The sequence below is a fragment of the Halomonas sp. C10-5 genome (assembly GCF_057169305.1).
In genome coordinates this window covers 3,287,836-3,299,131 of record NZ_CP175665.1, presented here as the reverse complement: position 1 = coordinate 3,299,131, position 11,296 = coordinate 3,287,836, and the positions used below count along the sequence as shown (strand labels likewise).

The following is an 11,296-nucleotide window of genomic DNA, read 5'->3' as shown; positions in this document are numbered from 1 at the left end:
GGGCGATGCCCGGTCTCACATCATGCGCTTCAGCTCCCCGTAGTCACCGCCGATGCGCAGCACCACGGTCACCTCGGTGTCGTTGCGGTTGCGGAAGAACCAGCCGTGGTTGCCGGTGAAGGCCGCTTCCAGTTCCCCTTCGTCCTCGGGCACGCCACGGCCCTTCTCGTAGCTGATCGAGTTGCCGTTGCCGTCACCGTGGGTGTCGAAGTTGATCGGTCCGCCGTCGGACGACCAGGCGAACGTCGCGACGGCGCCCTCTTCCATGGTCAGCTTGTACTCGGTGCCTTCGCCCGGGGTCAGGGTGAAGCTCACCTCATCACGCCAGGTGGCCGCTGCCTCGGGAGCTTCCGAGGCCTCTTCCTGGGACGAGGAGGCGTCAGCCACCGCCTGGCTGGCCTCGGGTTGCGGCTCCTCCTGGGCGGGTGCTGAAGCGGCCACCGGGTCAGCCTCGCCGCTTGAGGTTGAGGCGGTCGCCGATTGCTCTGGGGTTACCTCGGGCGAGGTGTCGTCGGTGGCTTGGCGCTCTGCCACGGCCTGGGGCGCCGGCTCTGTGACGACCGGCGACGCCTCGTCCGCGGCGGCCTGTGAGGCTTCCCGGTCGAGTTCGGCCTCCTCAGCCAGCTGCTGCTTGATTTCCCCCATCTCGGTGAGGCCCAGCAAGCGCCCGGCGCCGGTGGGGTCGATGGCGTACTCCGCGGGCAGCACCACGGTCACCAGCAAGGCGGCGGCCACCACGGCGGCCACCAGGGTGGAACGGATCAGCTTGCCGGTCGAGGGCAGCTCGGCACGGGTAGGTAGATCAGTGTTGTACATCGTGGACTCCCTGAATCAGGCGACGAAATAGCCGGTGAGCTGATAGCCGATCAGCACGAAGCCGGCGCACATCATGGCGACGTTGGCGGTGTAGGCGTGGCGCAGGAATCCGGCGGTGCGACGCCAGAAGCCCATGACGATGAGGATGGCACTCAGGGCCAGCAGCTGGCCGACCTCTACCCCGACGTTGAACGCCAGCAGGTTGGCCAGCAGGCCGTCAGGCGAGATCTCGTACTCGATGATCTTGGTCGACAGGCCGAAGCCGTGGAAGAAGCCGAAGACCAGCGTCGCCGCCTTGGTGTTGGGCTGAACGCCGAACCAGCGCTGGTAGGCGCCGATGTTGTCCAGCGCCTTATAGACGACGGAGATCCCGATGATGGCATCGATGAGATAGCTATTGATGCCGATGTTGAAGTACACCCCCAGCAGCATGGTCGTGGAGTGACCGATGGCGAAGAGGCTGACGTAGATGGCGATGTGCTGCATCCGGTAGAGGAAGAAGATCACCCCCAGCAGAAACAGGATGTGGTCGTACCCGGTCACCATGTGCTTGGCGCCGAGGTAGACGAACGAGATCAGGTGAACGCCATAGATCTCCTGGATGTAGCCCTTGTCGCCTTCGGCGACGGCATGGGCAAGGGCATCACCGCTGGCTCCCAGGAGCATCACCAGCAGCGTAAGCAGGGTCAGGGTATGGCGTCGGGCCTTGTCAGGCACGCCGAACGCCTCCCCCATTCGGGATGGGAACATGAAACCTCCACGGGTCTGTCTTGGGTATCGGCCGTGCGGTGGACGGCCCCGGTCATCCAGCGATGACCGACCGTGGAGGGCGCTCCAGGCGATAGACGCGGCGCAGCGGAACGCCGTGCCGGGCGCCGATCCGCAAAGCGTCACGGAAGCGCGGTGCCAGACTCACGCCTGCCGCGAGACGGTCCGCCGTCTCGTGGAAGTGGCTGCCACTCTCGTGATGCAGGTGGCGACCGTCCCCGTGGTCGTGGCCATGGACATTGGCATGGGAGTGCCCATGGTGTTCCCCTTCCACCGCCTGGTACGCCGCCTCGCTCGCTGCCGTGCTCAACGGCCCATGGGCACGCGACTCGCCGGCACTGGTCAGCACCAGGCCCGGAACGATGAGCAGCAGCAGGAGCAGGTAGCCGAGACGATGGCGCAGCCGATGGAGCATGAATAGCCAACCAGGATGACAAGGGAAACCGGGGCGCAGGTGCCGGGCCGCGACGGGCGGCATTGGCACGCTGCCGGCAAGAGCCTAACATCCTCCCTAGGGGGATAGGAACAACGACAGGGAGCCTAAACATGCCACCACATATTCACGAGAGCCACCCCGACATCATCAAGCGGCTCAACCGCGCCCGGGGCCATCTGCAGAGCGTCACCCAGATGATCGAGGAAGGTCGCCCCTGCCTCGACATCGCCCAGCAGCTGCATGCCGTAGAGAAGGCCATCCAGCAGGCCAAGCGGACCCTGGTGCAGGATCACATCGACCACTGCCTGGACGCGGCCATTGGTGCCAGGACGGAGGGCCAGCAGGCCCAGATCGAGGACTTCAAGGCCATCGTCCGCTACCTGTAGCGGCGTGGTATCGCAGTGGTGAGATCGGAGCCGCCTACTTCACCTTGTCCTTCCACATGGCGTGACAGCTGACGCAGGCGGTATCCAGCTCCTGCAGTGACTGACTGGCGGCGGGCCAGTCCCGCTCCGCCGCCGCCTCGGCGGTGCTCTCGGAATACTGATCCAGCAGCTTGTCGAACGAGACCAGGCTGGACTTGAAGCCGACCTGGTCCTCCTCGGCCATGATCGCCCAAGGATCGTGGCTCGGTGCCGGGTGGGTGAGAATGATATTGGCCCCGCTCTTCACCATCTGCGGGTTCTGCCGCAGGATGCCTTCGTGCATCAGGCCGGAGGCGCCGCCCATGACCTCCATCAGCTCGCGATAGGTCATGTCGGCCCGCTCCATGCCGGCCACCAGGCCTTCGGCGGTGCCCTCCTGGGCCTGGGCTCCGCCCGCCAGCAAGGCCAGGGTGCCAACGATCAGCGATGTTTTCCTGACAAAGGGTGTCATCGGCCTATCTCCTCGGTATGACGGCATGCTCAGGCACATGCTGCTGTCGTTTCCGCCGGCCATAGCCTCGCGGCCAGCAGGGTGGCGGCCAGGGCCAGGATGGCCAGGACCGCGAAGGCGGGCATCATGCCCAGGGTACTCCCCAGCCAGCCGGCCAGCGGATAGGCCACCAGCCAGCAGGCGTGGGAGAGCGAGAACTGGGCGGCGAACAGCGCTGGGCGCTCCTCGGCCGCGCAGGACTGCTTGAGTAACCGGCCGGTGGGGGTCATCACCATCGAGGCCTCGGCGCCCAGCACGAACCACAGCAGCAACAACGTCACGAAGCCGGGTCCCATGAGGCCCGCCAGCAGGCTGGCACTCATCAGCAGGCCGCCCGCCAGCATCACGGGCCGCTGGTCCAGGCGCTCCAGTATCTTTGGCAGGGTAAGGGCAACGACCATCGAGCCACCGCCCGCTGCCGCAAAGGCGATGGCCACCTGTGTCTCCCCCAGGCCCAGCGCGTGGCGCACATAGACCACCGTATTGACGATCTGCATGGCGCCGGCCGCGGCCACCGCCATGTTGAGAGCCAGCAGGCCGCGCAGCCGCGCGGTGCCCAAATAGTGATTGATGCCCCGAGTCAGCCTGGCCCAGACACCGCCGCCGGCCGTCTGCGGATGCGGCGAGGGCAGCGATACGCTGACCACCAACAACGCCGAGAGCAGGAAAGCCGCCGCATTCAGCACGAACAGCAGGTTGAAGGACATCACCACCAGCAGCAGGGCGGCGAGCAGCGGGCTCAGCAGGTTCTCCAGGTCATAGGCCAGGCGCGACAGGGAGAGCGCCCGGGTATAGCGGCGCTCGTCCTCGAAGATGTCGGGAATCGTGGCCTGGAACACCGGCGTGAAACCCGCCGAGCATGCGTTGAGCAGGAAGATCAGCAGGTAGATCTGCCACACCTCTGTCACGAACGGCAGGCTCACCACCACCGCGGCGCGCAGCAGGTCGAGGGTGACCAGCAAGGCGCGCCGTGGCAGCCGGGTGGCATAGGCGCCCACCACGGGGGCGATGCCCACATAGGCGATCATCTTGATGGCCAGCGCCGTACCCAGCACCTCACCGGCACGCTCCCCGGCCAGTTCGCTCGCCAGCAGCGCCAGGCCGACCGTGGTCAGCCCGGTGCCGATCAGGGCTATCACCTGTGCGGAGAACAGGTGGCGATAGCGACGGTCGCGAAACAGCTCCCTACCGCTCCTCTTGTTGACGCGGGGTGACCCGAGGCCATCAGGCCTGTCAATTCACATCCCCCCCAGGGGGATATAGGAAGACTAGCGCCTGCGGTTCAGGAGGACAATTGATGTTGGGCAACTCATGACGAGATCGCGCATCATGCAGAGAGGGCAAAAAAGCCATACCGGGCACGACACAAGGAGTGGTGTATGAAGACACTGTATCGAGCCGCCACCTCACTGCTGGCGGTCACCGCGCTCTCAGGTTGTGCGGTCTACGCCGATGGCTACGGATATGAAAACGAGTATCCGTGGTACGAACGCAGCCAAGGAGTATCAAGCGGCCACCTACCACCTCCCGGGGAATGCCGGATCTGGTACCCAGACCGGCCGGAGGGCCAGCAGCCACCGCCGGGCGATTGTGATGAGCTTCGTTATCAGGTTCCACCTGGCGCACGGCTCATCCGTGGCTGACCCAGGCAGGCTTCAACATACCTTGGTGGTCTTTACATAGTTCCCCGAAATGAGGGACCAGGCCAGATCTGCCACCCTGGTGGTCTTCAGGGCATCGATACGGCGACACATGGTCCCGGCAATACTTCGCCGTTGAGGCGGCGTCCCGCTAAAAGCATCGACAAGAATTTGATTTTTCAGTTATTTCTATTTTTTTGTTTTATTGGTACCCCCACAGGTACCCCCGCTATTTTTTGCTTAGTAGGCATCGGTGGTTCAGCAGAATCGGGAGATCTGAAAATGCCGATCAATAGATAAAAATAATCAAGACTCTGGTTTTTGATAGCTTTAATGATTGGTCGTGCGGCTGCGGTCTCGCTGCTGTACGTCACCCTGTCGAGAAGGCTGTTTGGTGGAGAAACCCTCCACTGGTGCCCGCGTCCACCTGCCGACATTAATAAGTGAAAGGGCGCCACTCACCCAGTGATGGCTACCGAAACATTGTCGCATAGCCACCCTATCGTGGCCTTCCCGACCCAAGTTTGGTGAGATAGGCGTCTGTCACCAAGGTCGCCTGCTGCGGCCGGCTCATCGCAAAGGGAACCGCTGTACATGATCCTCACCCTCAACCAGCTGGAACGGCACCTGTTCAAGGCGGCCGACATCCTGCGTGGGCGGATGGACGCCTCAGAGTTCAAGGAGTACATCTTCGGCATGCTCTTCCTGAAGCGCTGCTCGGACGTCTTCGAGCAGCGCCAGGAGGAGGTGAGGGCGCAGCTCGCCCAGGCCGGCAAGAGCGAGATCGACATCGCTCAGGTGATCGAGATGCCGAGCTGGTACAAGGCCACCTTCTACGTGCCCGAGCAGGCGCGCTGGGGCTACCTGCTGAGGGAGGCCCACCAGGGCGTCGGCAATGCGCTGAACAAGGCGCTGGCCGGCCTGGAGGAGCACAACCCCAGCCTCGCCGGGGTGCTCGAGCATATCGACTTCACCCGCAAGGTGGGCTCCACCACCCTGCCGGACAAGAAGCTCCGGGACCTGATTACCCACTTCAGCGAGTACCGCCTGCGTAACGAGGACTTCGAGTTCCCCGATCTGCTCGGCGCCGCCTACGAGTATCTGATCCGCGACTTTGCCGACTCCGCGGGCAAGAAGGGTGGCGAGTTCTACACCCCGCGCCCGGTGGTCCGCATGATGGTGCGGCTGATGGACCCCCAGGAAGGACACAGCGTTTACGATCCCTGCATGGGTTCCGGCGGTATGTTGATCCACGCCAAGGAGTACCTGGAGGAGCAGGGCGGCGATCCGCGCCGGCTCAACTTGTTCGGCCAGGAGGCCTCCGGCTCGGTGTGGGCCATCGCCAAGATGAACATGCTGCTGCACGGGGTGAGCAGCGCCGACCTGCGCAACGACGACACCCTCACCGACCCGCAGCACGTCGAGGGCGGCGAGCTTACGCGCTTCGACCGCATCCTCACCAACCCGCCGTTCTCCATCGGCTACACGCCGAGCCAGAACTTCCCCGAGCGTTTCCATTACGGCAGCGTGCCCGAGGGCGCCAAGAAGGCCGACCTGATGTTCCTGCAGCATATGGTCGCCTGCCTCAAGTCGGATGGCCGCCTGGCCACCGTCATGCCCCACGGCGTGCTGTTCCGCGGCGGCGACGAGAAGCGCATCCGCGCCGGCATGCTCGAGGACGACCTGGTGGAAGCGGTGATCGGCCTGGCCCCCAACCTCTTCTACGGCACCGGCATCCCGGCCAGCATCCTGATCCTGCGTGCCAAGGGCGCCAAGCCCGAGGCGCGTCAGGGCAAGGTGCTGTTCATCAACGCCGACCGCGAGTTCTACGAGGGCCGCGCCCAGAACCACCTGCTGCCGGAGCACATCGAGAAGATCGCCAGCACCTATGAGGCCTTCGAGGAAGTGCCCGGCTTCGCCCGGGTGGTGCCCATCAAAGAGCTGCGCGACAACGACTACAACCTCAACATCCGCCGCTACGCCGATAACACCCCGCCGCCGGAGCCCCAGGATGTGCGCGCCCACCTCAAGGGCGGTGTGCCGGTGGCCGAGATCGACGCCAGGCGCCCGCTGTTCGACGCCCAGGGCCTCGACCCCATGGTGCTCTTCACGCCCCGGGCGAACGACCCTGATTACGTGGACTTCGCCGAGCCCCTGAGCGAGAAGCGCGACCTCAAGCCCGCCATCGAGGCCGACGCCGGCCTGCAGCAGAAGGAAGCCAGCGTGATGGCTGCCTTCGAGGCCTGGTGGGCCGAGCACGGCGCCAGCATCACCGGCCTGAGCGGCAATGGCGGTCGCCTCACCCGGCTGCGCGACGAGCTCCTGGGCAGCTTCACCGCGGCGCTGGAGCCCACCGCCATGCTCGACCGCTTCGCGGTGCGCGGCATCATCGCGGGCTTCTGGTTCGACAACAAGAACGAGTTCCGCACCCTGCAGGCGCGCGGCTGCCTGGGCGTGGTAGACGCCTGGCGCACCAGCATCAACAGCCTGCTGGAGGACGAGCAGAGCAAGACCAACCCCCTCGACCACCGCCTGGTCCACTTCTTGCTGGAGGACTACGTCGCCGACCTGGAAGAGCTCGCCGCCCACAAGGCGGAGCTGGACGCCCGGATCAAAGCCGCCGAGGCCAAGCCCGAGGGTGACGACGGTGACGAGGCCGAATCCGACAGCGGCGAGGACGACGACGCCCCCACGCCGGCCGAGATCAAGGCCTGGAAGAACCAGCGCACCCAGTTGCGCAAGGCCCACAAGGCCAAGGTGGCCAGCTTCGAGACCCACCTCAACGCCGCCGTGGACGCCCTCGACGAGCCCGCCGCCGCCGAGCTGGTCGGCACCATCCTGCACAACGAGCTCAAGGGTATCCTCGAGCGCTATATGCGCCAGCAGCGCCAGCAGGTGATCGCCGCCTTCGAGACCTGGTGGGACAAGTACCGGGTAACGCTGGCCGATATCGAGGCCGAGCGGGACGCCGCCGCCAGGGAGCTGCAGCAGTACCTGGAGGGGCTGGGGTATGTTTGAACTTTCAGCACTCGGCTCGCTCGTTGAAAAACAGCAAGGGGGAGGCACTCCTCCACGCAATGATCCTGCTTTCTGGAACGGGGATATTCCTTGGGCGTCCGTCAAGGACTTCAAGGATGATCAGCTAGAGCTGCAGGCTACCGAAGAAACCATTACGAGTTTGGGGTTGAGATCAAGTACTAGCAGCCTCATTCCCCCCGGCACCCCTATGGTCTGCACCAGAATGGCTGTTGGGAGGTGTGCTGTTAGCGAACTGCCTACGGCAATTAATCAGGATGTCCGGGCTCTCTACCCCAAAAAAGGGGTCAACCCACGATATCTTCTTCGTTTGGTTGCAAGCCTTCAGGGAAAGGCTGAAAGCCTGTCAGTTGGCTCGACAGTTAAAGGGATACGGTCATCCGACTTCCTGGCAATAAAAGCCCATGTCGCTCCTGAGAATGAGCAGGGCGTAATCGCCCATATTCTCGACACCCTCGACACCCAGATCCAGAAGACCGAGGCGCTGATCGCCAAGCTGGAGAAGGTCAAGGAGGGTCTGCTCCATGACCTGCTGACCCGCGGCATCGACGAAAATGGCCGGCTCCGCCCAAGCCCCGAGCAGGCGCCGGAGCTCTACAAGGAGTCGCCGCTGGGGCTGATTCCGAGGGAGTGGAGTGTAGGCCCACTGGGTGATCTGTCAGAAATTGTTAGCGGCGTTACGCTCGGAGGTAAGTCAGGAAGTAGTGCCTGGCCTAGGGTGCCTTACCTGCGGGTGGCAAATGTTCAGGATGGCTACCTCGACCTCGCGGATATAAAGCGAATCAGAGTAAGCCCTGCCGATATTGAGAAGTACCGGCTCTTTCCCGGTGATGTGCTCATGAATGAAGGAGGAGACTTTGACAAGCTCGGCAGGGGGGCTTTGTGGCAGGGTCAGATAGATATTTGCCTTCACCAAAACCATGTTTTCCGTGTTCGCACGACCCCTGGCTTGCTGAGCCCACATTTCCTTGCCGCTTTCTCATCATCAGCTGCTGGCAAGCGCTACTTCATCCGCTCTTCGAAGCAAAGCACCAACTTGGCTTCAATAAACTCAACTCAATTGAAAGCTTTTCAGGTTCCTCTCCCCTCAAGTGACGAGCAAATGCTCATCGTCAAAGAGCTGCAGGCAATGGCCTCAAGAATTGAGGCTGAGAAGGCCCACTTGGATAAGATGATCATCCAGAAGTCGGGACTGATGGACGATCTCCTGACCGGCCGCGTCCGCGTCACCCCGCTCCTCGACCAAGCCACCACCCCGGCATAGACCGGGCTCTTACAACAACACCACAGCATCAGGATCACATCGCACAGGGAACCGCCATGACCATCTTCGACAGCGCTATTTCAACGCCCAGGCGCTCGCTGCCCCCTCTTTACAGAAGGTCGGGCTCAAGGACATCACCGCCAAAAAGATCCCGGTGCTCAGGCGACACATGGCGGGCTATCGACCGGGCAACTAAGCTAAGAGCGATAAGTCAAATGAGTGAACGCAGGGAAGCCCCATGATTAGCGTACCGATTCCTGACTGGACCGAAGAAGGCGTGCTGCCGCCGGTGGATGCGAACAGCCCGACATCGCCGGCTCGCTCCCCTTACGAGGTGTCGCTGGTCGATCTCGTCCAGCGCTTCGGCACTTCACAGGAGCGCATCAGGATACTCGATGGCTTTCTGCGCTACCGACAGGGCCTGCATGATGCCGGGTTGACCCAGGGGTTCCAGTGGCTGGATGGAAGCTATATGGAGCACGTTGAGGCACTTGAAAAACGGCCTCCGAATGACATTGATGTGGTTAGCTTTATCGAGTTTCCCGAAGGAATGGACGAGCGAACAATTCGAGATCGTTTTTCTGATGCGATTGGCTTATCAAGAAGCAGCCGAACTCTCGTCAAAAAGTCATTCATGGTGGATGCTTTCATGGTCCCCCTAAGTTCCATATCTGCGGGCGAGCTGGTGCAGCTTAGCACCTACTGGTATGGCGTCTGGTCTCACCGTCGAGATAGAGCATGGAAGGGGTTTCTTCAGGTCTCACTTTCGCCAGTTCATGAAGCGAGGCAATGTCTTGATGCCCTAGCTGCTCAGGAGGACGGCTCATGAATCGTCAGGAATATATTGACCTTCAAGCCGAATGCAACACGCTCAAGGGGATGCTGGCAAGGATACCTGAAGAACGTGTGCTCTCAAGGGCCAGCCTGGAAATTCGACTTGAAGAACTCGAAGAAAAACTGGCAGATGCCCCTTCCCTCGAGTACGAGCCTGCCAAGGCGGTGCTGACATTCAACGGCCGCCCTGTCACAGGGTCAGAGGGAATTCTGGCTGCTTTCGCTTCCAAGGCACTGTCTTCGTTTTCGGAGGCAATTACCGCTGTCGGCGCCTCGCTGCACGCCACGCTGGCAGCCACGGGACCGGTGCCTAATCGTGACCAGTATCAGATGATGATCACCGGTACCGCTCGTGGCTCATTTGGCTTTCAGCTTCAGGACGCTACAGCACAGCTAGCATTTGATGAGGACAGCACTGTCGCCAAGGCTCTGGAGGCAACGCGCTCCTTGCTTGATGGAAGTATCGGCGTAGATGATGAGCAGCTGGCAGAAGCTGCCGCCGATATGGACCAGCGGGCTCTGGACAAAATCCGGAGCTTTGTCAGTGTCCTGAATGACTATGAGGCTGTCTGTTCACTCAAACACGCCGACAAATCATTCCGCTTCAGAGATTCTAGCCAGGTCAAGCGCAGCCTCGAACGACTGAGCACGGAGTATCTATCCGAGAGCGAACAGGTGCTCTCCGTAGTATTTGGCGGCGCCCTTCCGCACAGAGGAAGCTGTGAATTCAAGATTGAAGAAAGTAAGGAGTGGCTGACGGCCAAGATAGGCCCAGGCGTTGAAGCTCCCGATTCCATCAATGACCATCGCGGTCAGGTGGTCAATGCGAAGATGCTGGTGACTCAGGCCGGGCGCGGCCGACCGCGCTACAAGTTGCTGGAGCTGCCTGCATGGCCAACAAGTCAGCTGTCGGAGTGAACGCGTGAGCGAACGCTCGACTATCGCGACTCTACCGCACGCCTTGCTGGCGGAACTGATTCGCCGCTACTGGGTGCTGGGTATCGAGTGCTCGCTGCTGGAGGTTCAGGGCCTTGCCTGGCTGCTGGCCCGCCAATGTCGGCGCCATCAGCTACCAGCCCCCTTTGATGCCACCTTCCAGGCCCAGCGCTACGGGCCTTATGCCGACGCATTGAGAGAGAACATGATCGATGTGGACGGCAACCTGCTTTGCGGCGAAGGCGAGAGAGGCTCTGACACCGTTATCGTTTGGCTGGACCAAGAGCGCCTGGCGGATCTCGCCGCCAGATTGGCAGCGTCCGATGCTGAGCCTTATCGAGCTCCCATCGAAGCTATCGACCGGCTGATAGACGGTTTCCAGTCACCGCTAGGGATGGAAGTGCTAACTACCCTGGACTGGCTGATCAGCCAGGAGCACGTCGAGCCGACCGTCGAAGCCATCAAGGAAGGTCTGCAGCATTGGCCGGATGATCTCGATGGCCAGCGCAAGCTGCGGCTCTTCTCGGACCGCCTGATCGCGCTGGCGCTGGAACGCCTTACCGGTGAAGCGATGCAGCCTTACCCACAGATCGCCGAAAGGTAAGCGCACCACTTCGGACGTCATTCCCGAGAGAGGCCCTGGCCTCCTGT

The 11,296-nt window shown here is 62.2% G+C and carries 11 protein-coding genes; 6 read left to right on the top strand and 5 right to left on the bottom strand.

The window, feature by feature from the left end; genetic code table 11:
• Positions 1 to 15: 15 nt before the first annotated feature.
• The 3 genes from ACJ7IV_RS15485 to ACJ7IV_RS15475 are packed head-to-tail and all read right to left on the bottom strand — an operon-like array spanning position 16 to position 1,999.
• Positions 16 to 816, bottom strand: coding sequence for a hypothetical protein (locus ACJ7IV_RS15485; RefSeq protein ID WP_483865130.1), 801 nt, complete (start codon positions 814 to 816; stop codon positions 16 to 18).
• Positions 817 to 831: 15 nt separating this feature from the next.
• Positions 832 to 1,566 (bottom strand): HupE/UreJ family protein, encoded by a 735-nt coding sequence (locus ACJ7IV_RS15480; RefSeq protein WP_483865129.1) that lies wholly within the window; start codon positions 1,564 to 1,566, stop codon positions 832 to 834.
• Positions 1,567 to 1,618: 52 nt separating this feature from the next.
• On the bottom strand, positions 1,619 to 1,999 hold the full coding sequence (locus ACJ7IV_RS15475; protein WP_232913292.1) for a hypothetical protein: 381 nt from the start codon (positions 1,997 to 1,999) through the stop codon (positions 1,619 to 1,621).
• A 131-nt stretch (positions 2,000 to 2,130) separates the two neighbouring features.
• Here ACJ7IV_RS15475 and ACJ7IV_RS15470 point away from each other — a divergent pair, with 131 nt between their 5' ends.
• Entirely contained in the window at positions 2,131 to 2,406 is a 276-nt protein-coding gene (locus ACJ7IV_RS15470) for a metal-sensing transcriptional repressor (protein ID WP_483865128.1), read from the top strand.
• 34 nt (positions 2,407 to 2,440) lie between these two features.
• Here ACJ7IV_RS15470 and ACJ7IV_RS15465 read toward each other — a convergent pair whose 3' ends face one another.
• Together ACJ7IV_RS15465 and ACJ7IV_RS15460 are read right to left on the bottom strand one after the other, a co-directional pair.
• A complete protein-coding gene (locus ACJ7IV_RS15465) occupies positions 2,441 to 2,896 on the bottom strand; it encodes a hypothetical protein (RefSeq protein WP_483865127.1) in 456 nt (151 codons plus the stop codon).
• Positions 2,897 to 2,925: 29 nt separating this feature from the next.
• Positions 2,926 to 4,089 carry an MFS transporter gene (locus ACJ7IV_RS15460; RefSeq protein WP_483866602.1) on the bottom strand — a complete coding sequence of 388 codons (1,164 nt, stop codon included), beginning with the start codon at positions 4,087 to 4,089 and terminating at the stop codon, positions 2,926 to 2,928.
• A 1,080-nt stretch (positions 4,090 to 5,169) separates the two neighbouring features.
• On the opposite strand from ACJ7IV_RS15460, the gene ACJ7IV_RS15455 reads away from it, so the two are divergent.
• The 5 genes from ACJ7IV_RS15455 to ACJ7IV_RS15435 all read left to right on the top strand — a co-directional run bounded on the left by ACJ7IV_RS15455 (position 5,170) and on the right by ACJ7IV_RS15435 (position 11,249).
• Positions 5,170 to 7,593: a type I restriction-modification system subunit M gene (locus tag ACJ7IV_RS15455; protein ID WP_483865126.1), complete on the top strand. Its 2,424-nt coding sequence runs from the start codon at positions 5,170 to 5,172 to the stop codon at positions 7,591 to 7,593.
• Positions 7,586 to 8,875, top strand: a complete 1,290-nt coding sequence (locus tag ACJ7IV_RS15450) for a restriction endonuclease subunit S (protein ID WP_483865125.1) — start codon at positions 7,586 to 7,588, stop codon at positions 8,873 to 8,875. Before ACJ7IV_RS15455 ends, ACJ7IV_RS15450 begins: the two co-directional genes overlap by 8 nt.
• A 238-nt stretch (positions 8,876 to 9,113) precedes the next feature.
• A complete protein-coding gene (locus ACJ7IV_RS15445; protein ID WP_483865124.1) occupies positions 9,114 to 9,704 on the top strand; it encodes a DUF6932 family protein in 591 nt (196 codons plus the stop codon).
• Positions 9,701 to 10,627 (top strand): hypothetical protein, encoded by a 927-nt coding sequence (locus tag ACJ7IV_RS15440; protein ID WP_483865123.1) that lies wholly within the window; start codon positions 9,701 to 9,703, stop codon positions 10,625 to 10,627. Before ACJ7IV_RS15445 ends, ACJ7IV_RS15440 begins: the two co-directional genes overlap by 4 nt.
• Before the next feature lie 4 nt (positions 10,628 to 10,631).
• Positions 10,632 to 11,249 carry a hypothetical protein gene (locus ACJ7IV_RS15435; RefSeq protein WP_483865122.1) on the top strand — a complete coding sequence of 206 codons (618 nt, stop codon included), beginning with the start codon at positions 10,632 to 10,634 and terminating at the stop codon, positions 11,247 to 11,249.
• The last annotated feature ends 47 nt before the right edge of the window (positions 11,250 to 11,296 follow it).

What these genes read in the sequence shown, in the direction of transcription:
- ACJ7IV_RS15480 (WP_483865129.1), bottom strand. Translation starts at nt 1,566, where the DNA reads ATGTTCCCATCCCGAATGGGGGAGGCGTTCGGCGTGCCTGACAAGGCC.
- ACJ7IV_RS15475 (WP_232913292.1), bottom strand. Translation starts at nt 1,999, where the DNA reads ATGCTCCATCGGCTGCGCCATCGTCTCGGCTACCTGCTCCTGCTGCTG.
- ACJ7IV_RS15470 (WP_483865128.1), top strand. Translation starts at nt 2,131, where the DNA reads ATGCCACCACATATTCACGAGAGCCACCCCGACATCATCAAGCGGCTC.
- ACJ7IV_RS15465 (WP_483865127.1), bottom strand. Translation starts at nt 2,896, where the DNA reads ATGACACCCTTTGTCAGGAAAACATCGCTGATCGTTGGCACCCTGGCC.
- ACJ7IV_RS15440 (WP_483865123.1), top strand. Translation starts at nt 9,701, where the DNA reads ATGAATCGTCAGGAATATATTGACCTTCAAGCCGAATGCAACACGCTC.
- ACJ7IV_RS15445 (WP_483865124.1), top strand. Translation starts at nt 9,114, where the DNA reads ATGATTAGCGTACCGATTCCTGACTGGACCGAAGAAGGCGTGCTGCCG.
- ACJ7IV_RS15455 (WP_483865126.1), top strand. Translation starts at nt 5,170, where the DNA reads ATGATCCTCACCCTCAACCAGCTGGAACGGCACCTGTTCAAGGCGGCC.
- ACJ7IV_RS15485 (WP_483865130.1), bottom strand. Translation starts at nt 816, where the DNA reads ATGTACAACACTGATCTACCTACCCGTGCCGAGCTGCCCTCGACCGGC.
- ACJ7IV_RS15450 (WP_483865125.1), top strand. Translation starts at nt 7,586, where the DNA reads ATGTTTGAACTTTCAGCACTCGGCTCGCTCGTTGAAAAACAGCAAGGG.